We start from the raw sequence: 24212 nt of genomic DNA on the forward strand, positions 1-24212 counted from the left end.
CGCTCCAGCAACCTGGAGCGGCCCATTTACGGCGAAAAAATACAGGGCCTTCAAGTATGGATTTCCTGCGAGGCCTCCCAAGCCAGTTGCCAGCAAAATTGGTCCGAGGCTGCCTCTTGCCATCGTTACATGGATGCCACATCGAGGCCACCGCCGCGCGCCTGATATACCGTACCGAGACAAATTCCTGTTGCGAATAAAGCGCGACCCACTACAATAAGAAACAAATAATTACAACGAGCTATTCCAGCTCACAGCAGTACATCGCGGGCGCAACACCTTAAAGAAGCACATTCTAGAAGAATATCTACCGAAAGGCGGCTGCATGATCCCCTCTTTATTTCCCCACAACAAGCTTTGGGCAGCATCGCTGGCGGCTGCCTTCGTCGCAGCTGGCTGCGGCGGCTCAGGTTCCGACACTTCTCCCAAAACGGGCGATGTCACCATTTTGCACAGCACGAGTCCAGGCAGCTCCTCGGCGCAGTCAGGCCAACAGCTTGCGGCCGCCATACCTGCCGCTACGCCCAGCGCCCAATCGCCGGCTGCTTTCCCCAGCGGCGTCGACAGCATGCAAATTGAATTCAAGGACGCCAACGGCCAATTGCTGTATGGGCCGATAGAGGTGCCTGCAACTCCCCAGGTAACCATTCCAGACGTTCCATTGAACGCAAGCTCGATCACCGTCGATTATCTACGCAACGGCGGCTTTGCCCTGGCGAGCGACGACGAGGCCATCACCTGGAACAATGCCGCCGGCTCGGCCAGCCCCGTGCCCGCTGCTGTAGAGCCCTCCACCACGCAATGGCATAGCAGCATCGACGCTCATGGCAACGCCACGCTCACGGTAGCAGTCGAAGGGGGTCCGGCGCAAAGCTTCCTGATCAAAGGGGTGGGCTATTCGCCGGCCCCCATCGGTTTTTCCAATAAATACGGTCCCGGTTTCGGCGACATATTCTGGGACACTCCCGGGGGCTTTCTTGACTTCGAGAAAGTCTGGAAGCGCGACGTCGAAACAATACGCGGACATGGATTCAACGCCGTACGCACGTATTCGCTTATTGCCAATTTCATCAAGGACGACGGCTCGATCCCCACCCAGGCGGAAATCAACAGCCCAGGTTCACTTCTGGTGCGCGAGCACAAGAAATTTCTCGACGAAATGTGGAACAACGGCGTCAATCCCATCTACGTTATCGTCGGCATTCCCATGCCCCCGGCAATTTTCGAAAAAGACACCTACGACGACGCCAGGGCCATCGAGATCGAGTACTGGGACAACAACTTCACCGCAACGATCACGCAGATGCAAGACCACCCTGCGGTGCTGGGCTTTACCCTATTCAACGAAGTCATAGGCTCAGCCGATACCTATGCCAATCTCGCCAGGGCCCAGCACTTCTGGGAACAGGTCCAAAAATACTCAGAACGCGCCAAGCAGATCGCCCCCAGCAAGCTGGTCGGCTGGGCATACTTCGACGATCCGATGTTCGCCGCCCATACACTCGATTACCGAAGGCAATACGCCAAGGCGATCGATTTCTACGGCATCAATGCGTTCCAGACCCAGCAGCTGGCCACTACGCTCGACCCCTGGAAGCAATCGGCCCAGTCAGACACCGCCCGTCCGGTTATTCTTACCGAGTACGGTATGCCCACCACCGTCCGCAATGGCGACGGCAACCCGCCTCCCATCCATTCCACCGAGGCCAGCATCAATGAAACCGCAAAAGTCGTCGGCCAGGTCATACCGCAGGCGTTCAAGCACCCTGTGGTGGCCGGCATGTTCTATTTCGAATGGAGCGACGAATGGTGGAAGCAAGACGGGGGTTCCGACATCAAACAGGAAGGCGGCAACTCGAACCCGGGGTTCCCGAACAAATATTGGGACGAAGAAGGCTTTGGCCTGTATTCAATCTCGCTCGGAGACCGCTCTGCTGAAGAGGTCTATGCCGACGCCGACTGGAAAAAGGGCTCGAATGTGCAGGTCGACCAACTGACGCCAAAAACCGAACTACTGAACGTCTTGATAGACATTTATAAAAACGCCGGAAAGATTCGCGAGGAGGCGCTGGCAAAGCCCTGACCAAAACCGCCGGGCTAAACTAAAAAAAACCGCAGGTCATTGACCTGCGGTTTTTGCTTAGGCTTTGAAGCCCGTTGCCGATTATTTCTCGGCCTTGCCGGGATCCTTGACCATTTCAATTACGTCGAACTCCACGTTCTCGAGGCGGCCATTGCGGCGTTCAACCTTGCGAATGTAGATGTTCTGGACAATATCGCGGGTTTCCGGATCGATCTTGATCGGACCGCGCGGGCTTTCCCACTCCATGCCCTTGGCGGCAGCAATAAAGGCATCGCCCGATGCATCGCCATTAGTCTTTTCAAGCACCTTGTAGATCAGCTGCATGCCGTCGTAGCCGCCCATCGACATGAAGTTCGGACGCACGCCGGGATAGGCCTTGGCGTAGGCTTCTGTGTACTTCTTGTTGAGTTCGGAATCGTGGGCATCTGAATAGTGGAAGGAAGTGATCAGGCCCAGGGCGGGATCACCCATGGCGTCGAGCACGTCTTCGTCGGTCAGGTCGCCGGTAGCGATAAGCTTGATGCCCTCATCGGCCAGGCCACGCTCGGCATAGCTCTTGAGGAACGATACGCCCTGCTCACCCGAAGGTACGAACATGAAGATGGCGTCAGGCTTGGCGTCTTTGATACGCTGCAGGAAGGGTGAGAAATCGGGGTTCTGAACCGGAGTGCGAACCTGACCGATGATCTCGCCACCGCCTTCAGTAAAGGTTTTGACGAACTGCTTTTCGGCGTCGTGACCTGGACCGTAGTCGGCTGCCAGGGTGTGAACGCGCTTGATGCCGTTGGCCAATGCCCAGGTAGCCATAGGTGCCGAGTTCTGCGGCAGGGTCATGGACGTACGCACCAGATAGGGCGATTTTTCGGTGACGGCCGACGTTGCCGCGTTCATGACGATCATGGGAATCTTGGCGGATGCCGACAAAGGTGCCACAGCAAAGGCAGACGGCGTCAGACCGAAGCCGGCCAGAATGTCGACGTTTTCACGGTTGACCAGTTCCTGGGCAGCACGACGGCTGATTTCGGGAGCAACACCGGTATCGTCACGAACCAGGATCTGGACCTTGCGGCCGGCAACCGTGTCGCCGTGCTCTTGCATATACAGCTTGGCGCCATTAAGAATTTGCAGGCCATATGATGAATGCGGCCCCGACATCGGCAGCACGAAGCCGATCTTGAGGTCTTCTGCTGCATGGGCACCGGCGACAACGCCCAGCGACAGTGCAGCAGTTAGTAAGGCTCGTTTGATACGCATTGATACTCCTCCAGGAAAATTTATCGAGATATTGTCGGAAGATCGATAGTACCAAAGGCTAAAAAGGCGGTAACTGTTTGTCAATCCATAATGCCCAAGTCTAGGGTTTACGCCAATAAGGAAATCACGTATTGAGCCACAATTACAGGTGCATTCATCAAAAAGGCTTCCGTGCCGAAGCATGGAAGCCTTTAACCAGCCGTAATATCGGCTTAGCTTTTATCAGCTTAGTTTTTAGCTTTTACCGGGTCCTTGAATTGCGGCAACCGGTCGAACTCGACGTTCTGCAGCTTGCCGTCAACCATCTTGACTTCACGCACGTAAATGTCTTGCACGATGTCGCGGGTTTCGGGGTCGATGGTTACCGGTCCACGTGGGCTTTCCCACGACAAGCCCTTTGCCGCTTCGATGAAGGCGTCGCCGCTGGCGTCACCGCCGGTTTTCTTGAGCACTTCGTCAATCAGCTTCATGCCGTCGTAACCCGCCACCGACATGAAGTTGGGACGCTTGCCCGGGTACGCCTTGTAGTAAGACTGGACGTATTGCTTGTTCAGCTCGGAATCATGAGCTTCCGAGTAGTGGAAGGACGTCATCACGCCTTCGGCGGCTGCCATGGCGTCCAGAACATCTTCGTCCGTCAGGTCGCCGGTGGAAATCAGCTTGATGCCCTCGTCAGCCAGACCGCGTTCCTGATATCCCTTGAGGAAAGAAACGCCCTGCTCGCCAGCAGGAACAAACAGGAAGACGGCGTCGGGCTTGCTGTCCTTGATCCGCTGCAGGAACGGAGCGAAGTCGGGGTTGCCGACAGGGGTACGAACCTGACCCACGATTTCACCACCGGCTTCGGTAAAGCTCTCGATGAATTGTTTTTCTGCATCATGGCCCGGGCCATAGTCTGCAACCAGGGTGTAGACCCGCTTGATGTCGTTCTTGACGGCCCATGTTGCGATCGGAGCCGTGATCTGGGGTAGCGCCATTGACGTACGCACGATATACGGCGACTTCTCCGTAACCGAGGATGTGGCGGCATTCATCACCACCATGGGCATCTTGGCCTGGGTCGCCAGCGGGCCGACCGAGAAAGCGGAAGGCGTCAGGCCAAAACCGGCCAGAACTTCAACCTTGTCGCGGTTGATCAGTTCCTGGGCGGCACGGCGGCTGACAGCGGGCGCCACACCTGTGTCGTCCTTGACAATCAGCTCAACCTTTCTGTCACCCAGCTTGTTGTCATGTTGCTCGAGGTACAAGCGAGCGCCGTTAAGGATTTGCTCGCCGTACGAAGCAAAGGGGCCGGACATCGGCAACACCATGCCGATCTTCAGATCGTCGGCGGCCTGAGCGGCGCCGGTGACGCCGAATGCCAGGGCGACGGCTACAAAGGTCTTGCGAATACGCATTCAAATCTCCTGCGGTAAAGCGAACCTGCCGGCTCAAGCAGGTCAGGTTGGTTTGAAACTAAAAAATTCGTAACACGAACAATAATTCATGTATAGAACATAATTATAGTAGGTTAGAAGCCACAGGCAGCTTTGTCAAACCGCCAGGCCTGCGTGAAACCATTGAATAGGGACGTCTATCCGCCGATCAAGGACGCGGATTGCCCAGCAAGAATCTCTCCCTCAATCTGCCCGCAAGTGGAAGTCAGTTTTAATCAGGACCCAAGAGTCCAGTCGCGTCCGGACGCACGGCGCTGCTCGGCAGTATCGCGTAGCAACTTCATCAGGGCACTGGCGGCCTGCCCCAGTTGCGCATCACTGCGCCGCAGCAGACCCACCGGTTCCTCGGTGCCATCGGTTTTTACGGGCACACGCAATAAAGTGCCGTTCACCAGATCGTCACGCACTGCTCCCATAGGGGTGAACCACACTGCATCCGTGCGCATGGCCAGTAACCTGGCTACAGCGACTGACAAAGTCTCGAGGCAGTTGACGGGCAGGCTGAGGCCGCGAGCACGCAAGAAGCTTTCGGTATTGTGGCGCGGCACCGTTCCGCGAGTGGAGACGATCAGCGGATACTCGACAATGCGATGCATCCCCGGCTCGCCCTCGGTCATCAGGGGATGCTCGGGACGGGCCACTACCACCAGCGGCTCGACGTATAGAAGTTCGAAGGTGAGCCCGGCGACGGTAGCGGGGTCGGCCATTCGTCCCAATACAAAATCAACCTCGCCGGAACGCAATTTATCGAGCAATGTCGCATTGACGCCAATTTGCACATCAACGCGGGCTTGCGGCCAGGCATCCCGGAAGCTGCCCAGTGCTTCGGGCAGCAGATCGGGAGCCACAGTTGGCAAGGCACCCACCATTACGGTCTCGTGAGCTGCCTCCCCGCCATCCTGAACCACCCGGCGGGCGGCCTCAAGCGCCTCAAGAACTGACAAGGCATGTTCCAGAAACGATTGCCCATCCCGTGTCAGGCGAGCACCAAAACGACCCCGCTCCATCAGGCGCTTGCCGACGAGCTCTTCGAGCTCGGCCAAGGTCTTGGATACAGCGGGCTGGCTCAGGTGCAGCCGTTCTGCCGCCTTGCGCAAATGCTGCTCTTGGGCCACCGCCACAAAGCATTGGAGATGGCGCAGGCGAATGCGACTGTTGAACTGTTCCTGAATGCTGGTCATTGCCGGGGCCGTACGAAATTTGATAACCTGACATTATCAAACATTGGCGGTTAATTCAATTTACATCACCAATTCAAAGGCCTACCATACTGAGCACTGAGTCGTTGCACGACGCAGCCAGTCTAAAGGAGAATTTATGACCACCCCTATTGAACAATTCGGCGAGTTCCTGCAACGCGACCGAAGCTGGCATCCGCCCGCCTATACGCCTGGCTATAAAACCAGCGTGCTGCGTTCCCCCCAGAAGTCGCTCATCTCGATCGAGAACTCCCTGTCGGAAATCACCGGCCCCCGGTTCTCTCCCGACGAGCTCGGCCCGCTGGATAACGACCTTATCCTCAACTACGCCAAAGACGGCCTGCCTATTGGTGAACGCATCCTCGTGCATGGTTACGTCCTTGACGAAAACGGACGCCCTGTTCCCAATGCACTGGTCGAAGTCTGGCAAGCCAACGCTTCGGGTCGCTATCGTCACAAGAACGATACCTACATCGCCCCCATCGATCCCAACTTTGGCGGCTGTGGACGTGTCCTGACCGACGAGAACGGCTATTACTTCTACCGCACCATCAAGCCGGGTCCATACCCCTGGCGCAACCAGATCAACGACTGGCGTCCTGCGCACATCCACTATTCGATTCACGCATCGGGCTTTGCCCAGCGTCTTATCACGCAGATGTACTTTGAAGGCGACCCGCTCATTGCCGGCTGCCCGATTGTCCGCTCCATCAACAACGAAGAAGCCGTTCGTGGCCTCATCGCCCAATTGGACCGCGGCGCCTTTGTCGCACTCGACAGCATGGCTTATCGCTTCGACATCGTCGTTCGCGGCACGCGAGCCACTCTGTTCGAAAACACCATCCAAGGAGCGAAATAATGTTCAGGGAATACAACAAGCCCACATACCTGAAGGAAACCGCTTCCCAGACAGCGGGTCCATACGTACACATCGGGCTGGCTCCCAAGCAGGCCGGCTTCGACATTTTCGAGAAGAACTTCACCAACGTGCTGGTCACCCCCGAAACCAAGGGTGAGCGCATCCGCATCGAAGGCCGCGTTTTCGACGGAAGCGGTGCCCTGGTCCGCGACGTTCTGCTCGAAATCTGGCAGGCCAACGCTGCCGGCCGCTACAACCATCCGGCCGACAAGCAGGAAGACAAGCCCATCGACCCCAGCTTCCGTGGCTGGGGACGCGGCACGTCCGACTTCGACACCGGGGTCTATTCATTTGAGACCATCAAGCCCGGTCCGGTCGTCGGTCGGCACGGCAAGGTGATGGCACCGCACATCAACGTCTGGATCGTCGCGCGTGGCATCAACATGGGTCTGAACACTCGCATTTACTTCTCGGACGAAGAAGAAGCCAACGCCAAAGATCCCGTGCTCAACGCAATCGAATGGGTCGAACGCCGCAAGACGCTCATTGCCCAGCGTACCGAAAAAGACGGTCAAGTCGTCTACCAGTTCGACGTCCACATCCAGGGCCCGGACGAAACCGTGTTCTTCGACGTCTGATCCGCTGAAGACACCCCGGGCGGCCTGACCCGCCCACCCAGCGCCCACCGCGTTCACACGACGCCGTGGGCGTTTTTTTGTTTGGCCCGGCCTCATGCGACAGTGGCAGAATATGCATTTGACACCATATGACCTTCAAGTCATAATTGCGCGCTTGCCAAACTGAGACGACATTTTTTACATGCCAAGAAAGCACACTAGCGCAACGTCTGCCGAGACCCATTTCGGTCACGGCGTGACTCTGGCCGACCCGGCCTCGCTGACGACGCTTAAAGAACTACGCAAACGCGCCGGCCATACTCAGGAAGAACTGGCGGCGGCGCTTGGCGTGGGGCAGGACACCATCTCCCGGCTCGAAAAGCGAAGCGACATGCTGCTGTCTACCCTGCGTCACTATATTGAATGTATCGGCGGCCAGCTTGCCCTGGTAGCCACCTTTCCTGACCAGCCTGCCATGATCATCGACTATAGCGACGACAAGCAAAACGAACCGAAAAAACGGGGCCGCAAGCCGGCCGGACTCGATTCACCCTGACGCCCTCATTCCATAAATGATTCAAACGCCTTATTACCTGATTGACGAATCTGCCCTGCTGCGCAACATGCAAATCATGGATCGCATCAGGGAACGCTCAGGAGCAAAGCTCCTGCTGGCACTGAAGTGCTTCGCTACCTGGTCTGTCTTCGACCTGATGCGTCCGCACATGGATGGCACCACCTCCTCATCGTTGTTTGAGGTCAAGCTGGGCCACCAGAAATTCGGCAAAGAAACACATGCCTATAGCGTGGCCTATGCCGACCACGAAATCGACGAAGTCCTCGCGCATTGCGACAAGATCATCTTCAATTCACTGAACCAGCTGCAGCGCTTCGAAAGCCGGGTGGCCGATAAGCCTGTTGGCCTGCGCTTGAACCCTGGCATCAGCCGCGCTGGTTTCGACCTTGCCGACCCCGCCCGCCCCTTCAGCCGACTAGGAGAATCCGACCCCGACACCTTCCTGTCTGTCATCGACCGGCTGGACGGAGTGATGATTCACAACAACTGCGAGAACGACAGCTTCGAAAGCTTCGACGAATTGCTGAACAAGGTCGAACAACGCTATGGTGACGTCTTGCGCAGGCTAAACTGGGTCAGTCTGGGCGGCGGAATAAGTTTTACAGCCGCCGGCTACCCGGTCGACGATTTCTCCGACCGTCTGCGCGAATTTGCGCAGAAGTACGATGTGCAGGTGTATCTCGAGCCCGGCGAGGCGGCGGTGCGTCACACCACAACGCTTGAAGTCAGCGTGCTCGATGTCGGGTTCCGGGGCAAGAATCTGGCAGTGGTCGACAGCTCGACCGAAGCCCATATGCTTGACCTGCTCATTTATCGCGAAACCGCTCCGCTGGGCAATGACAGCGGCGAACATACCTACGAAATTTGCGGCAAGACCTGCCTGGCCGGAGATATTTTCGGCGAGGGACGCTTCGACCAGCCCTTGAAGGTAGGCGACCGCATTTCGATTGGCGACGCAGGTGGATACACCATGGTCAAAAAGAACTGGTTTAACGGCATACATATGCCGGCCATCGCCATCAAGCATATGGATGGCACAACACGGCTGGTACGCGAATTCTCGTACAGCGACTATGTCGACAGCTTGTCCTGACGACACCCTCCAACCTGTTTGAGTTTAAAAAGAGAGCACATCCATGAAACGCAATGTCCTGATCATCGGTGCCGGCGGGGTCGCCCATGTCGTTGCCCACAAATGCGCCCAGAACAACAGCCAGCTGGGCGATATACATATTGCCTCGCGCACGCTTTCCAAGTGCGAAGCGATTATTGAGTCCATCCACGAGAAAGGCAACCTTCAGCAACAGGGCCTGCTTCAGGCGCACCAGCTGGACGCCATGGACATCGAGGCAACCAAATTCCTGATCCGCGCTACCCGCAGCCAGATAGTGATCAACGTGGGGTCGCCCTTCCTGAACATGTCGGTGTTGCAGGCCTGCATCGAGACGGGCGCCGCCTATATGGACACCGCCATCCATGAGGATCCCGCCAAGGTCTGCGAAACGCCTCCGTGGTACGCCAACTACGAATGGAAGCGCCGCGAGGCCTGCAAGGAAGCGCGCGTCACTGCGGTATTGGGCGTCGGCTTCGACCCCGGTGTGGTCAATGCGTATGCGCGTTATGGCGTCGACACCTATTTTGACCGCGTGGATTCCATTGACATCATCGACGTCAACGCCGGCAGCCATGGCCGTTACTTTGCCACCAACTTCGACCCCGAGATCAACTTCCGCGAGTTCACCTCGACAGTATGGTCCTGGGAGAACGGTGCGTGGAAGGCGAACAAAATGTTCGAGCACCGCAAGGACTGGGATTTGCCCGTTACCGGTAAAAGCACCACCTACCTCACCGGTCACGACGAGATCCATTCACTGTCGCACCACCTGAATGTGCCAAACATCCGTTTCTGGATGGGGTTCAGTGACCACTACATCAATGTGTTCACCGTGCTGAATAATTTGGGCCTGCTTTCCGAGCAGCCGGTTCGCACGGCCCGGGGCCAGGAGATCGTGCCGCTTGAGGTCGTCAAGGCCGTACTGCCCGACCCCGCCTCGCTGGCACCTGGCTACACGGGCAAGACCTGTATCGGCGACCTGATCAAGGGCGAAAAGGACGGACAGCCACAAGAGGTTCTTATTTATAACGTTTGCGACCACGAAGAAGCCTACAAGGAAGTTGGCAGCCAGGCCATTTCATATACGGCAGGTGTCCCCCCGGTTGCCGCCGCGCTGCTTATCGCCAACGGAACCTGGGATGTTGGCGGCATGGTCAACGTCGAAGAGCTCGACCCTGCGCCGTTCATCGCCTTGATGAACCGCATGGGTCTGGTCACACGCGCACGCCACGGCGATCACGACTATATCGTCGATCCGCAGCAACAGGTCGTCGAAAAATCATCAATCGACCAGGTCGTCAACTACCGATAAGCAAGCAAAGATAACAATTGTTGCCGGCATTGAACATGCTGTAGTTCTGGCCCAAAATGCCTACATCCCGAAGGCGTCGTCTGTCTTCGGGATGCCTCATCTCTCAAATCGGAGGAACGCATGTTCAACAAGAAGAAATCCTTGCTAAGCCTGACCGCCCTGGGAGTCCTTGCCCTGGCACTTGCCGGGTGCGAGCAGGAAGGTCCAGCTGAAAAAGCCGGTAAAGAGATAGACAAGGCCCTTAGCCAAGCAGGGCAAGAAATGGAAAAAGTCGGGAACAGCATCCAGGAAGCTGCCCGCACCGCGCACAAGTAACAAGCGCCAAGCACGTCATAAAACCCGGTTCCAACATTCTTACCTGGAGTACACCATGAAATTCAAAGCAAACATGTTGTCGCGTACCTGCGTCGCTGTGGCCATTGCCGCTGCCGGCCTGGCACTGACCGCCTGCACCACAACCGTTCCCCAGTCACAGCAAAGCAGTGCCGAAAAACGGGCTGACACCGACCAGCGCGCCGATGCCGCGCTAAAGCGGCTGTACGAAGTCGCTCCCAGCGCCCGTGAGCTGGTCTCGCAATCCAAGGGCGTTCTGATCTTCCCGCGGGTGCTTGGCGGCGGCTTTATTGTCGGAGCCGAACACGGAGAAGGCGTCTTGCGTGTGGGTGGCAAGAACCAGGGCTACTTCACCACAACCAGCGGCTCGATCGGGCTGCAGGCAGGTGCGCAATCCAAGGCCATTATTTTTGTTTTCAAGACTCAAGAAGCGCTGGACAAGTTTCTGGCCAGCAACGGCTGGACTGCGGGTGTGGACGCCACGGTGGCCGTCGCAAATCTTAGCGCCACCGGCGCTGTCGACTTGAACACCCTGAATGAGCCGGTGGTCGGTTTCGTCATGACCAATGCCGGCCTGATGGCGGGTGTGTCGCTGGAAGGTACCAAGGTCGAACGGCTCCAGGAGCGCAAGCCCGCTCCCATCACCGACTCTACCAATCACTAAAACACTGAAGTTGCTGCCGGCCGGCGCCTACACCGGGCGCTGGCCGGTTGTCATGTTGATCTTGGCCGCCGCCGCCAGCAAGCGCGGCAGACATACCTTGATCAGATGATCAGAGGTTATCGACCGAGCGTGACCGCTGACATTAACGGCAGCAACCACGCGCCCATCTGGAGAACGGATCGGGGCAGCCACTGAGACCAGTCCAGGTTCGAGTTCTTCGCAAACCAGGCTCCAGCCCTGCACCCTGACTTGCCGGATTTCGGCTAAAAGCGCGTCGCGATCGACAATGGTAGCCGGTGTATGGGGTTCGAGTTTCATGGCGGCCACCCTGGCTTGCAGGGTCTCGTCAGGCAGGCCTGCCAGAAGGACCCGGCCCATGGCGGTGCAATCGGCGGGCAGACGGCTGCCCACACCCAGGTTGATGGACATGATGCGGTGAGCGGGCACACGCAATACGTAGACGATCTCGTCTCCGTCAAGCACCGCGACCGAACAAGATTGCCGAAGATCTTCGACCAGAGCCTCCATGATGGGTTGCGCCCGCGACCACACCGGCAGCGAACTCAAATACGCAAAACCCAGTTCGAGCACTTTTGGTGTCAGACGGAACAGCCTGCCTTCTACCGAGACATAGCCAAGGCTGAGCAGGGTCAAAAGTATGCGGCGTGCGCCCGCACGTGTCAGCCCTGTTCGTTCGGCAACTTCAGAAAGAGTCTGAGCCGGTGCTTCGGCGCCAAAACTGCGCAATACGGCCAGACCACGCGCAAACGAGCGAACGTAGCTATCGCCCGGCTTGGGCGCCTCGTCGTCTTTGGGCGCAGGAACCTGGTGTTCTTTGAAAACGGATTCGTGGGAATTCATTTGCGTCTCGAATAGCTATTGGGCGACACAAGCCGCTATCATTGACAAGCCGGCTTCGCCTGATTATGCTTATTAAAATAGTTCTACAACCGAATAAAAATTCATTATAAGAACGAAACGCCCTATTTTCAACGAAATGTTCGTACTGGAAACATGATCAATAAAATCTCTCCTTCGATCGAGCAGGCCCTGGCCGGGATCCACGACGGTGCCACCGTCATGATCGGCGGCTTCGGTGGTGCCGGCCAACCGGCCGAACTTATCGACGGCCTGATCGCCCAAGGCGCCAAAGACCTTGTCATCGTCAACAATAACGCCGGTAACGGCGAAATCGGCTTGGCCGCCTTGCTAAAGGCCGGCCGGGTGCGCAAGATTATTTGCTCGTTTCCCCGTCAGGCCGATTCATACGTGTTCGACGAGCTGTACCGCAGCGGCAAGATTGAACTCGAACTGGTTCCTCAAGGCAACCTTGCCGAACGAATCCGCGCCGCCGGCGCTGGTATCGGTGCCTTCTTCACGCCCACCGGCTACGGCACCGAACTGGCCAAAGGCAAGGAAGTTCGCGAGATCAACGGGCGCCACTACGTGCTCGAATACCCGATCTTTGCCGACTTTGCGCTGATCAAGGCCGAAACGGGCGACCGCTGGGGCAACCTTACGTACCGCAAAACCGCTCGCAACTTTGGTCCGATCATGGCCACGGCCGCCAAGTGCACCATTGCGTCGGTTCACGAAATCGTTGAGCTGGGCCAGATCGACCCTGAAACTGTCGTTACACCGGGCCTGTTCGTCAAGCACATTGTGAAAGTGCCACGCACCGCCACCGGTCCGGCAGGCTTCAAACAGGATTAAGGATAGCGTCATGAGCGAAACCAAAACTACCCCCGCCTGGACGCGCGACGAAATGGCCGCGCGAGTCGCCGTCGACATTCCCGACGGTGCCGTCGTCAACCTGGGCATTGGCTTGCCCACCAAGGTTGCCAACCACCTGCCGGCCGACCGCGAAGTCATCCTGCACAGCGAAAACGGCGTGATCGGCATGGGGCCGGCGCCCGCCAAAGGCGAAGAAGACTACGACCTGATCAACGCCGGCAAGCAGCCTGTCACCCTGCTTGCTGGCGGCTGCTTCTTTCATCATGCCGACAGCTTCGCCATGATGCGCGGCGGCCATCTCGATGTCTGCGTACTGGGTGCCTTCCAGGTAGCCGCCAACGGCGATCTGGCAAACTGGAGCACCGGCGCCCCTGACGCCATTCCCGCGGTTGGCGGTGCCATGGACCTGGCCATCGGCGCCAAGAAAACCTACGTGATGATGGATCTGCTGACCAAAACCGGCGAATCCAAGCTGGTGCCGGAATGTACCTATCCCATCACCGGTGTTGAGTGTGTCAGCCGCGTCTATACTGACGTCGCCATTTTCGACCTGACTCCCGAAGGCACCAAGGTCATCGAAATCGTTCCTGGTTTAAGCTTCGAAGAACTGCAAAAGCTTACGCCGGTACCGTTGATCGATGCCCGCTCGGCCTAGTCGGCACCTGCATCAAAAACGGCGCTTCGTTTGAAGCGCCGTTTTTTTTTGCTTCGGTCGCAGTCAAGTATCCGAACAAACTGCGCATTGGCGTTCAGGCGCAAGCTGAACGTGCCGAGCTACTCAAGCAAGGTAGCCGCCTGGCGCCGGAACTCCTTTGGCGACACGCCCACTTCGCGCTTGAAGAAACGTGTGAAATACGCCGGGTCGGAAAACCCCAGCGTGTGCGAGACCACACTGACCGTCATCGACGTATAGACAAGATTTCGCTTGGCGGCCAGCACCACCCGCTGGTGGATAAGTTCTAGCGCCGAATGCCCCACAATCTGCCTGCACAGATTGTTCAGATGAGCAGGCGTAATGCCGATGGTGCGCGCGTACTGCTCGACAGACCACTGTTCGGCGTAATGATCTTCGATCAGATCGTTGAAGGTATTGAAGTGGCGCCTTCCACGGTCGGCCAATACTTCCGGCTCGGTGGATTTGAGATCGCGCTGGCGACCCGTCCATACCAGCAGGGTCGTCAGCATGGCCTCGATCAATGCGTTGCGGTGCGGGCGGTTACCCAGGTATTCATCCTGCAGGGTTTCAAACGCCATATTGATGGCGGCGGCATCGTCGGGGCCCACCGTATAGATATGCGGTGCGCGCGGCAACACGCCGGCGTCATCAATACCCTGCGCCAGTCGATTGGCCAGAGGGTAGCCCAGAGTCACGACATGCCCCACTGCGTTGGGTGCAAACCGGAAACCGTGAACGCACATCTGCGGGACAACAATAAGCTGACCGGCAGACATGTCATGGTAGCCGCCGTCCAGACCGACGCGGGCGTCACCGCCGCGAAGATAAAGCATCTGCAACAGGCTGTGATGCTGATGCAGCTTTATCTGCCAATCGTGCAATTTGCTTCGGTCTGCGATAAGCTCGCAGTGCACCATATCGGGTGTGGGCCATTGCTCCCGCTCTCCGTAGAGCTGGTATACCGGCACCGTCGCTGTAGTTGCCATAAAACTGCCATATTTTCGAAAAGTACAATTATTATAGGCAGAAATGCATTCCATCCCGTGGCGATCCGGGCCATCATTGCAGTTGATCGACCTTCTGTTGTCGTTTAACCGAATTCTGTCATAAGCCCGCGTGGGCCAATGCCCGCCGTCACGTCAGGAGACGCACATGAAAACCCAAGTCGCCATTATCGGCGCCGGCCCTTCGGGCCTGCTGCTCGGTCAGCTTTTACACCATCAAGGTATTGATACCGTCATTCTCGAGCGCCGTACGCCCGAATACGTCCTTGGCCGCATTCGCGCGGGCGTTCTCGAGCAAGGCATGGTCGACCTGCTTCGCGAAGCCAAAGCCAGCGAGCGCATGGATCGCGAGGGCCATGTCCACGAAGGCGTTTATCTGGCCTACAACAACCAGATGCACCGCGTCGACTTCAAAAAATACGCCAAGGGTCAGACCGTCATGGTCTATGGCCAGACCGAGGTCACGCAAGACCTCATGGACGCCCGCAAGCGCGAAGGCGGCGTTTCCATCTACGAAGCCGAAGACGTGCAGCTTCACGACATCTACAGCGACAAGCCCCGCGTCACATTCGTCAAGGACGGCCAGAAGGTCGAGCTGGAATGCGATTACATTGCCGGCTGTGACGGCTTCCACGGCGTGTCGCGCCAGACGGCTCCCAAAGACAAGATCAAGACTTTCGAACGTGTGTACCCGTTCGGCTGGCTGGGCATTCTTTCTGAAACCCCTCCTGTATACGAAGAGCTCATCTACGCCAACCACGAACGCGGCTTTGCATTGTGCAGCCAGCGTTCTGACGTACTTAGCCGCTACTACGTGCAGGTTGGCCTGGACGAAAAAATCGAAGACTGGTCCGACGACCGCTTCTGGGATGAACTGATCACCCGTATACCCAAGGTTGCCGCCGACCGTCTGGTTACCGGCCCATCGATCGAAAAGAGCATTGCCCCGCTGCGCAGCTTCGTGACCGAACCCATGCGCTACGGCAATATGTTCCTGGTCGGCGACGCCGCCCACATTGTGCCGCCCACCGGTGCCAAGGGACTGAACCTGGCCGCCAGCGACGTATCGACGCTGTACCGCATCCTGGTCAAGGTTTACAAGGAAAACCGCATCGACCTGCTCGACAAATACTCCGAGATCGCCCTGCGCCGCATCTGGAAGGCCGAGCGCTTCTCGTGGTGGATGACCTCGATGCTGCACAAGTTCAACGACGACGACTTCGGCCAACGCATCCAGATCGCCGAGCTCGAGTACTACACGAGTTCCGAGGCCGGCCTGACCAACATCGCCGAAAACTACGTGGGCCTGCCGTACGAACCCATCGAGTAAACGCCCGGTATTGGTTAGATAAATCGCCCCGTAAGCGCAAGGCTACGGGGCGATTTTCATGTTGAAAATTCCCAAGCTCCTGCTTATAGCAGCTCTTTGCGTAACTGCGCAGCGCTTTTTGGCGACAGCAGGCCAGGGGGAACATCCAGCACGGATTTTGCGCCGGCCTGACCCATCTGGTTCAGGCGATGTGCGGCCCGGGCATAGGCCACCAGCACGCTTGCGGTGAATTCCGGATTGCTTTGCAGTTTCAGGCCAAACTCCACCACCTGGGTATTGCCCTGGCCGGTGGTGCCACTGCGGATCACGAAGCCGCCATGCGGCATGTCGGCGTGGTCACGCTTGAGGGTTTCTTCATCAATGAAATGGACCGTGGTGTCGTAGTCAGCAAAGTAATCGGGCATGGTAACGATTGCCTGCTTTACCACTGCGGCGTCCGCCCCCTCTTCAAGCACCACGAAACACTCACGCTTGTGCTTTTCGCGGGTAGAAAGCGTTGGCAGCTCGCCGTTCCGGACGCGCTCGATAGCTTCGGGCACAGGCAAGGTATATTGAACGCCGGCCTTTACGCCCGGCACGCGACGTACGGCGTCAGAATGCCCCTGGCTCAGGCCTTTGCCCCAGAACGTATAAGTGGCGCCTTCGGGCAGCACGGCTTCTCCGAACAAACGGTTCAGTGAAAACAGCCCGGGATCCCAACCCACCGAGATAATGGCGGTATTGCCGGCGGGCTCGGCAGACTGGTTCACTGCCTCGAAGTACTCGGGCACTTTGGCGTGGGTGTCGAAACTGTCGACCGTGTTGAACAATGCAGCCAGTGCCGGGCCTTGTTCGGGCAGGTCGTTCTTGGAACCGCCGCAAAGGATCAGCACGTCGATCTTGCCCTGGAACTGACCGATTTCATCGATATGCATGGCGGTGGCCGGTCCCAACAGCTGGACCTGTTCGGGTGAACGGCGTGTAAAGACGCCAACCAGCTCCATGTCGGGATTCTGCATGATGGCCGCCTCAACACCGCGCCCGAGGTTGCCATAGCCGGCAATACCCACCCTGATTTTCGAACTCAAATCTTTCTCCTGCTTGGAAACTCTTGTACACAAGCCATTTTAAAGCATGCGCACTGCAGCCCCGGGAAGGAGCGAAACGCCCTTCACGCCACCGCCCGCCATAACCGTGGACACACCAAAACCGGGTTCACCCCGAAAACCGCCAACAAAAAAACACCGGCCTTGCGACCGGTGCAATTTCCTCAAGACCACAGCAAATTACGCCGCTTTGAGCATATCTTCGATGACCTTCTTGGCATCCCCAAAGACCATCATTGTCTTGTCCATGTAGAACAGCTCGTTGTCCAGACCGGCATAACCCGATGCCATTGAGCGCTTGTTTACGATAACGGAACGAGCCTTGTACGCTTCGAGTATGGGCATGCCCGCAATCGGAGAATTGGGGTCAGTCTTGGCCGAGGGGTTGACCACATCGTTAGCCCCCAGCACCAGCACGACATCAGCCTGGCTGAATTCACCGTTGATCTCGTCCATCTCGAACACCTGTTCATAGGAAACTTCGGCCTCGGCCAAAAGCACGTTCATGTGGCCGGGCATGCGGCCGGCAACCGGGTGAATCGCATACTTCACTTCAACGCCCTGTTCGGTCAGTTTTTCGGTCAGCTCCTTGAGTGCATGCTGGGCGCGTGCGACGGCCAGTCCGTAGCCGGGAACAATAATTACGGTCTCGGCATTGCTGAGCAGGAAGGCGGCGTCATCGGGGCTGCCCGATTTCACGTTTCGCTGCTGGCCGTCAGTGGCGGTGGCAGCACCGGAACCCGAATTGCCGAAACCACCCAAAATCACGTTGAAAAACGAGCGGTTCATGGCCTTGCACATGATGTACGACAGAATGGCGCCCGAGGAACCCACCAGCGAACCCGCCACGATCAGCATCGAGTTGTTGAGCGAAAAACCGATACCGGCCGCGGCCCAACCCGAATAACTGTTCAGCATCGATACGACGACCGGCATGTCCGCACCGCCAATCGGGATGATGATCAGCAAGCCCAGCACAAACGCCAGCAACGTCAGCAATACAAACGGTGCCCACTCCTGGCTGATGCCAAACCAGATCCCCAGCGCAACCAGAACAATACCCAGCACCAGGTTCAGGTAATGCTGGCCGGGGAACACTATTGGAGCCCCCTGAAACAGCCGGAATTTATAGCGCCCCGACAACTTGCCGAAGGCGATGACCGACCCCGAGAACGTGATGGCGCCGATGGCGGACCCCAGGAAGAGTTCAATACGGTTGCCGACCGGAATTGCACCCTGTGCGTCGACAATGCCAAAGGCTGAAGGTTCGGCAACGATGGCTATGGCGATGGCCACCGCGGCCAGACCTATCATGCTGTGCATGAAGGCGACGAGTTCGGGCATTTTCGTCATTTCGACGCGCTTGGCCATCAAGGTGCCGATGATGCCGCCGATAAGCAGGCCCAGCACCACCCAGCCCAATCCGCTGACCGCGCCCTCACCCACCTGAGACCAGATAAGCGCTGCAGTGGTAAGCACGGCGATGGCCATGCCAGTCATGCCAAAGGTGTTGCCCCGTATGGATGTCGTGGGATGAGACAGCCCTTTGAGCGATTGAATGAAGCAGACCGAGGCAACGAGGTACAACAGTACAACCAGATCAAGCGAGATCATGCCTTGCCTCCTTGGGATTTCTTCTCTTTTTTCTTGAACATCTCAAGCATGCGCCTGGTCACCAGAAAACCGCCAAACACATTCACCGCCGCCAGGGCGACCGCAAACACGCCCATACCTTTAGCCAAGGGATCTACGGTGAGTGCGCTGGCGAGCATTGCGCCCACAATAATGATGGCGGAAATTGCATTGGTCACCGCCATCAATGGCGTGTGCAGGGCGGGTGTGACGTTCCACACCACGTGGTAGCCCACATAGACGGCCAGCACAAAAATGATCAGGTTCATGATCGTCGGATTGATCGCTTCCATTATTGTTTTCCCCAAAGTACTTGGCCGTCCTGACACACCAGGCACGCCTTGACGATTTCATCTTCTGTATTGATGGCCGGCTTCCCCTCGTCGTCGACAATGAGCTTGAGGAAATCCTGCAAGTTGCGGGCATACAGCGCTGACGCATCTGCTGCGATCATGGATGGCAGATTGGTCAGACCCACCAGGGTCACGCCATGTTTCTGAACCACTTCTCCGGCAACCGACAAGGGGCAATTGCCCCCGCGCTCGACAGCCAGGTCGACGATCACCGAACCGTGCTTCATCGCGCGCACGGTGTCCTCACTGACAAGAACCGGTGCCGGGCGGCCGGGTATGAGCGCTGTCGTGATGACGATGTTGGCTTGGGCGCAGCGTTCGGCAGTCAGCACCGCCTGACGGTCCATCCAGCTTTTTGGCATGGGCCGGGCGTAGCCGCCTACGCCCTCGGCAATTTCACGTTCTTCGTCGCTTTCGAACGGTACGTCGATGAACTTAGCACCCAGCGACTCAACCTGTTCCTTGGCCGAAGGACGCACATCGGATGCCCACACCACCGCGCCAAGGCGGCGCGCCGTGGCAATGGCCTGCAAGCCCGCCACCCCCGCCCCAAGCACCACCACCTGCGCTGCCTTGAGTGTTCCGGCCGCGGTCATCATCATGGGAAAGATGCGGTCGTAATACTGGGTCGCCAGCAGTACCGCCTTGTAGCCGGCCAGATTCGCCTGAGACGAGAGAACGTCCAGGCTTTGTGCCCGCGTAATACGAGGTGCGGCTTCGAGGGCAAATCCGGTGACACCCACCTTGGCCATATTCTCTAGATGCGGCGCATTGTGAGGGTCCAGCATGCCCAGCACAATCGAACCGGGTCGCAGCATGCCCAGTTCGCCCTCTGACGGTGCCCGAACCTTAAGGATCAGGTCGCCGGCAAAGGCGTCCTGGGCGGATCCAAGCGTTGCACCCGCCTCGGCATAGGCCTCATCTGTGCAACTGGCGGCCAGACCCGCCCCTTGCTGAACCACCACTTCGTGGCCGGTCTTGACGTACTTCTTGACTGTCTCGGGAGTTGCAGACACACGTCTTTCTCCCGGAAAGGTTTCTAGGGGAACTCCAATTCGCATAATTGCCTCAGGCAAAGTCCATGATGATGTCGCCGCCGGCTAGTTTGTCTCCGGGCTTGGCTAGTATTCTTGTAATGACTGCGTCTGCTTCAGCGTCCAGGCTGACCTCCATCTTCATGGCTTCCAGAACGCAAAGTGCAGTGCCGGCCTTGACCTGATCGCCCACCTTTACGGCAAGCGACACCAGCATGGCAGGCATGGGGCAGACCAGACTCTTCGTGCCGGCCTCGGACTGAACCTCGGGCATCAGGGCCAGCAGTTCGTCTTCACGGGGGCGAAGCACCAGTGCTGAAGACCGGGTCCCGGCGTAAGAGATCTGATAGGGTTCCCGGCTGATATCAACGCCCATGACGACACGCCTGCCGTCGATCAGGCCTCGCCAGACCGGCTCGTCGGTAAGCCAATCGGATTGAATTGTGTGTTCGTTCGAATCGCCATCAAATCGCACCAGCCACTGCCCTGCGCCACCGGAAATGGACAAGGACTGTCTGGCGTCTGCGAGCCGGACAACCACCTCTGCGCAATTGCCGTCATTTAGCGCAACCGGATGCAGGCAACGGTCGAGCACGGCAGCCACCATGGCGACACGGCGAGCCATGTCGCCTTCGGGCTGCGCCGGCTTGTACCCGTCGGGATACTCTTCGGCAATGAAGCCGGTAGACAACTGTCCGCTGCGCCAGCGTGGATGATGCATCAGGGCCGACAGGAACGACAGGTTATTGGCGATGCCTTCGATCGCGAATGAGTCCAGCGCTTCGCACTGGGCGTCGATGGCCTGCTCACGTGCAGGCGCATGTGTAACCAGCTTGGCGATCATCGGGTCGTAATGCAGGGCGATCTCGCCACCTTCGTACACACCCGTGTCATTGCGTACGGTAATGCCGTCCGCGCGCTGCTCTTGTGCAGGCGGACGGTAAGTGCGCAGACGCCCTGCGGCCGGCATGAAATTGTTGGACGGGTCTTCGGCGTACACACGGCTTTCAATGGCCCAGCCGTTTATCCTGATGTCTTCCTGGCGAAGCGCCAGGGGCTCACCCGCCGCGACCCGTATCATCTGCTCTACCAGATCGACACCGGTTATCAGCTCGGTAACGGGGTGTTCAACCTGCAGGCGGGTGTTCATTTCAAGAAAATAGAATGACTTGTCCTGCCCGCACACGAACTCTACGGTTCCGGCCGAATCGTAATCCACGGCACGGGCCAGCGCCACCGCTTGCTCGCCCATCAAACGACGGGTGTGTTCGTCCAGCAATGAGGAAGGCGCCTCTTCGAGCACCTTCTGGTTTCGACGCTGAATCGAGCACTCACGCTCCGCCAGGTAAATGGCGTTTCCGTGTTTGTCGCCCATCACCTGAATTTCGATATGCCGGGGGTTCTCGATGAATTTTTCGATGAAGACGCGGTCGTCGCCAAACGATGCCGCCGCTTCAGACCGTGCACGCGTAAAGCCTTCTGCAACCTGATCGATAGAGCGCGCAATGCGCATGCCCTTGCCGCCCCCGCCCGCAGACGCCTTGATCATTACCGGCAGGCCGATCTGGCGGGCGACCTCTTTGGCTTGTTCGGCATCTTCAATGACGCCAAGGTAACCGGGAATGGTTGAAACCCCGGCATCGCTGGCAAATTTCTTGGAAGCAATCTTGTCGCCCATGACATCGATCGCCCTCCTGTTCGGGCCGATGAAGACGATTCCGGCACCGTCGAGTGCTTCGACAAACGATGAACGTTCGGACAGAAAGCCATACCCGGGATGCACTGCCTGCGCGCCGGTTCGGTGACAGGCTTCAATGATCTTCTCGGCCACCAGATAAGACTGGATCGCCGGCGCCGGGCCGATATGTACGGCCTCGTCAGCCATCTGCACGTGCAAGGCGCGTCGATCCGCATCGGAATAAACGGCAACAGTCGCGATTCCCATTCGGCGGGCCGTGTGGATGATCCGGCAGGCGATCTCGCCCCGGTTGGCAATCAGAATCTTGGAAAACATGCAGGCGCCCCTGTCTTTAATACGCCGTTATTTGGTCTTGCATAAGGAAGCCACGGTCTGGCCCAGCCACCGCCGGGTCTGGTCTGGTTCGAGCACCTCGTCCACATAGGCACCGCGCAGGGCATGGTCGACCTCCAGTACGGAAAGCATCTGGTCGACATCAGCGCCAGTACGCTGAGCCAGTTCGCGTACGCCGCTTGCGCCCATGAGCCCCAGACTGGCACCCCGCCACGCCGCTATTTGATCGGGTCGGCTCGCGCGCGAACCCAGGGCGATCCCCGCCGCACCCAATGCCTTTCCAATCACCAGGGTGATTTTCGGGACGGTCAGTTGGACGTAGGCACGAAGCACACCCGCCACTTCTACGGCCAGCCCGCCTGATTCCTGCTCGTGACCAGGCACGAAGCCGGGTACGTCTACGACGGTGACGACGGGAACACCCATTGCCGCGCACAGTTGCAAATGGCGTTTTATTTTTCGGCAAGCGCGCAGATCAAGGGCTCCGGCCAACTCTTTATTCTGTGAGGCAACCAGCCCCACGGCACGCCCAGCCACGGGCGCAAACCCGACAACAATGCTGCTGCTTATCGCCGCACCCAATTCAAGAAACGAGCGCGTATCGCTGATGTCGTGCAGCAGTTCGCGTATGTCGTAGCTTTCGTGGGGGTCGTCAGGCATCAGCGTATTGAGCCCGGGGCACTCTGCCAGGGCCACGTTTTGGGGCCACGACCAGCCGGACGACTGGGCGCTGTATTGCATCAGACGCCGAATGTGGCGCAAACCCATGACTTCGTTATCGAACACCAGATCGGCAAGGCCCGTCTGCCCGGCATGCACCGCCCAGCCGCCCAGGTCGGCTTCCTGCATATTGGTATGGGTGACACGATTGGTGATTGTGGCGTCGGTGAGTGTCAGCGCGGTTTGGCCCCGCACCATGACGACAGCATCGAAAAGCCCCGCCAGCATGGCCGCCGGCCCGGTGTTCTGCCCGATGATCAATGCGAACTTGGGCGACGGGCACGCGGCCGAACCGCCGGCACTTTGCGCAATCGCCGACCAGGCGTGCAGACTGCCGGCCAGCCGGGTTGGCGAACCGTCAAACACCGCGACCAGGGGCAAGCGCTTATCGCAGGCAAAGGCAATGGCAAGTTGAATCTGGCGCCAATGGACTGCCTCAAGCCCTGCCGGATGAACCTGCTCGTCTTGCACAATGGCGCACACTGCCATGCCGTTGATGCGTCCGACCGCGCTTAGCACAGGCCAGGTCGCAGCATCGGCCTCGGCCTGAAGATGCGGCCGCTGATCCAGGGCTGTGCCCGGATCAAACAGCAGCTCGAGCCGTTCCAGGGCAGTAAGGTTTCGCGTGCTTGGCACTTGCATCCCTTCGTTTGAAATCAAGACCGCCTCGTCCAGGGCGTTTGCGTCTCCACCACTTGTATCGGTCATGTCCAGGTCCTGGCTATCGCAATAAACCATCGCGGGCCGGTCGCCCGGCCCGCCGGAAATCAGCCCTTGTTCTTTTCGGCGGCATAGGCACGCAACTGCGGCACGATTTCCTTTGCGATGACCTCGACCTGTTCCATCTGGTATTTATACGGCACAAATATCAGTTTCTGCACGCCCGCGTCGATGTGCTCTTTCAATTGAGCCACGCACTCATCGACATTGCCCATAATGGCGCTGTCCATCGTGGATTTGCTGCCTTGGGCGATATCGAAGTCTACGTTAAGCCAATCCATCATGGTCTTCTCAACGGCGGCACGGGAGTCGCCCACCATAATGGGCAACTGGTTGCCATTGAGCAAGGTGGCCGGATCGCGCCCGGCCTCTTCAGCATAGTTGCACACCTTCTGCCACGACTCCACAAAAGCGTCGGGCTTGTAGAAGTAAGTCAGCCAGCCG

22 protein-coding genes and 1 pseudogene are annotated in these 24212 nt (G+C 58.0%); 11 read left to right on the forward strand and 12 right to left on the reverse strand.

The window, feature by feature from the left end; all coding sequences use genetic code 11:
• Positions 1-325 precede the first annotated feature (325 nt).
• On the forward strand, positions 326-2083 hold the full coding sequence (locus Q1J88_RS09345; RefSeq protein ID WP_301117378.1) for a hypothetical protein: 1758 nt from the start codon (positions 326-328) through the stop codon (positions 2081-2083).
• 81 nt (positions 2084-2164) lie between these two features.
• Here the strand turns inward: Q1J88_RS09345 and Q1J88_RS09350 are convergent, their stop codons facing one another.
• The 3 genes from Q1J88_RS09350 to pcaQ form a co-directional block, all read right to left on the reverse strand.
• A complete protein-coding gene (locus Q1J88_RS09350; protein WP_301117379.1) occupies positions 2165-3337 on the reverse strand; it encodes an ABC transporter substrate-binding protein in 1173 nt (390 codons plus the stop codon).
• A gap of 227 nt (positions 3338-3564) precedes the next feature.
• The gene (locus tag Q1J88_RS09355) at positions 3565-4734 is read right to left on the reverse strand and encodes an ABC transporter substrate-binding protein (RefSeq protein WP_301117380.1); all 1170 of its coding nucleotides are present in this window, start codon (positions 4732-4734) and stop codon (positions 3565-3567) included.
• Positions 4735-4988: 254 nt separating this feature from the next.
• Positions 4989-5954, reverse strand: a complete 966-nt coding sequence (gene pcaQ / locus Q1J88_RS09360) for a pca operon transcription factor PcaQ (protein WP_301117381.1) — start codon at positions 5952-5954, stop codon at positions 4989-4991.
• 136 nt (positions 5955-6090) lie between these two features.
• On the opposite strand from pcaQ, the gene pcaH reads away from it, so the two are divergent.
• From pcaH to Q1J88_RS09395, 7 genes are all read left to right on the forward strand, one after another.
• Positions 6091-6831, forward strand: coding sequence for a protocatechuate 3,4-dioxygenase subunit beta (gene pcaH / locus Q1J88_RS09365; RefSeq protein WP_301117382.1), 741 nt, complete (start codon positions 6091-6093; stop codon positions 6829-6831).
• Positions 6831-7469, forward strand: a complete 639-nt coding sequence (gene pcaG / locus Q1J88_RS09370; RefSeq protein ID WP_301117383.1) for a protocatechuate 3,4-dioxygenase subunit alpha — start codon at positions 6831-6833, stop codon at positions 7467-7469. Before pcaH ends, pcaG begins: the two co-directional genes overlap by 1 nt.
• A gap of 181 nt (positions 7470-7650) precedes the next feature.
• Positions 7651-8004 (forward strand): helix-turn-helix transcriptional regulator, encoded by a 354-nt coding sequence (locus Q1J88_RS09375; RefSeq protein WP_301117385.1) that lies wholly within the window; start codon positions 7651-7653, stop codon positions 8002-8004.
• Positions 8005-8020: 16 nt separating this feature from the next.
• On the forward strand, positions 8021-9118 hold the full coding sequence (locus Q1J88_RS09380) for a carboxynorspermidine decarboxylase (protein ID WP_301117386.1): 1098 nt from the start codon (positions 8021-8023) through the stop codon (positions 9116-9118).
• Positions 9119-9161: 43 nt separating this feature from the next.
• Positions 9162-10451, forward strand: a complete 1290-nt coding sequence (locus Q1J88_RS09385) for a saccharopine dehydrogenase family protein (protein WP_301117387.1) — start codon at positions 9162-9164, stop codon at positions 10449-10451.
• Between the two features lie 120 nt (positions 10452-10571).
• A complete protein-coding gene (locus tag Q1J88_RS09390; RefSeq protein WP_301117388.1) occupies positions 10572-10766 on the forward strand; it encodes a hypothetical protein in 195 nt (64 codons plus the stop codon).
• A gap of 55 nt (positions 10767-10821) precedes the next feature.
• Positions 10822-11448 (forward strand): YSC84-related protein, encoded by a 627-nt coding sequence (locus Q1J88_RS09395; RefSeq protein ID WP_301117389.1) that lies wholly within the window; start codon positions 10822-10824, stop codon positions 11446-11448.
• Between the two features lie 27 nt (positions 11449-11475).
• Here Q1J88_RS09395 and Q1J88_RS09400 read toward each other — a convergent pair whose 3' ends face one another.
• The gene (locus Q1J88_RS09400) at positions 11476-12309 is read right to left on the reverse strand and encodes an IclR family transcriptional regulator C-terminal domain-containing protein (protein ID WP_301117390.1); all 834 of its coding nucleotides are present in this window, start codon (positions 12307-12309) and stop codon (positions 11476-11478) included.
• A gap of 153 nt (positions 12310-12462) precedes the next feature.
• On the opposite strand from Q1J88_RS09400, the gene Q1J88_RS09405 reads away from it, so the two are divergent.
• Together Q1J88_RS09405 and Q1J88_RS09410 are read left to right on the forward strand one after the other, a co-directional pair.
• Complete coding sequence (locus Q1J88_RS09405) at positions 12463-13161, forward strand: 3-oxoacid CoA-transferase subunit A (protein WP_301117391.1); 699 nt, start codon at positions 12463-12465, stop codon at positions 13159-13161.
• 10 nt (positions 13162-13171) lie between these two features.
• Positions 13172-13837 (forward strand): 3-oxoacid CoA-transferase subunit B, encoded by a 666-nt coding sequence (locus tag Q1J88_RS09410; protein WP_301117392.1) that lies wholly within the window; start codon positions 13172-13174, stop codon positions 13835-13837.
• A gap of 119 nt (positions 13838-13956) precedes the next feature.
• Here the strand turns inward: Q1J88_RS09410 and Q1J88_RS09415 are convergent, their stop codons facing one another.
• Positions 13957-14844, reverse strand: coding sequence for a helix-turn-helix domain-containing protein (locus tag Q1J88_RS09415; protein WP_301117393.1), 888 nt, complete (start codon positions 14842-14844; stop codon positions 13957-13959).
• 166 nt (positions 14845-15010) lie between these two features.
• On the opposite strand from Q1J88_RS09415, the gene pobA reads away from it, so the two are divergent.
• Entirely contained in the window at positions 15011-16192 is a 1182-nt protein-coding gene (gene pobA, locus Q1J88_RS09420; RefSeq protein WP_301117394.1) for a 4-hydroxybenzoate 3-monooxygenase, read from the forward strand.
• Positions 16193-16275: 83 nt separating this feature from the next.
• Here the strand turns inward: pobA and Q1J88_RS09425 are convergent, their stop codons facing one another.
• The 7 genes and pseudogenes from Q1J88_RS09425 to Q1J88_RS09455 all read right to left on the reverse strand — a co-directional run.
• Positions 16276-17259, reverse strand: a complete 984-nt coding sequence (locus Q1J88_RS09425) for a diaminopimelate dehydrogenase (protein ID WP_301117395.1) — start codon at positions 17257-17259, stop codon at positions 16276-16278.
• Positions 17260-17457: 198 nt separating this feature from the next.
• The gene (locus Q1J88_RS09430; RefSeq protein WP_301117396.1) at positions 17458-18891 is read right to left on the reverse strand and encodes an NAD(P)(+) transhydrogenase (Re/Si-specific) subunit beta; all 1434 of its coding nucleotides are present in this window, start codon (positions 18889-18891) and stop codon (positions 17458-17460) included.
• Positions 18888-19202 (reverse strand): NAD(P) transhydrogenase subunit alpha, encoded by a 315-nt coding sequence (locus tag Q1J88_RS09435; protein WP_301117397.1) that lies wholly within the window; start codon positions 19200-19202, stop codon positions 18888-18890. Before Q1J88_RS09435 ends, Q1J88_RS09430 begins: the two co-directional genes overlap by 4 nt.
• Positions 19202-20323: a Re/Si-specific NAD(P)(+) transhydrogenase subunit alpha gene (locus Q1J88_RS09440; RefSeq protein ID WP_301117398.1), complete on the reverse strand. Its 1122-nt coding sequence runs from the start codon at positions 20321-20323 to the stop codon at positions 19202-19204. The genes Q1J88_RS09435 and Q1J88_RS09440 overlap by 1 nt, the downstream gene beginning before the upstream one ends.
• Before the next feature lie 7 nt (positions 20324-20330).
• Positions 20331-22310 carry an acetyl/propionyl/methylcrotonyl-CoA carboxylase subunit alpha gene (locus Q1J88_RS09445; RefSeq protein WP_301117399.1) on the reverse strand — a complete coding sequence of 660 codons (1980 nt, stop codon included), beginning with the start codon at positions 22308-22310 and terminating at the stop codon, positions 20331-20333.
• Positions 22311-22337: 27 nt separating this feature from the next.
• On the reverse strand, positions 22338-23756 hold the full coding sequence (locus Q1J88_RS09450; RefSeq protein WP_301117400.1) for a carboxyl transferase domain-containing protein: 1419 nt from the start codon (positions 23754-23756) through the stop codon (positions 22338-22340).
• A 59-nt stretch (positions 23757-23815) separates the two neighbouring features.
• Positions 23816-24212: pseudogene (locus tag Q1J88_RS09455) on the reverse strand (LLM class F420-dependent oxidoreductase); the annotation flags it as partial.

The organism is Pusillimonas sp., from assembly GCF_029263785.1.
Taxonomy (GTDB): Bacteria; Pseudomonadota; Gammaproteobacteria; order Burkholderiales; family Burkholderiaceae_B; genus Pusillimonas.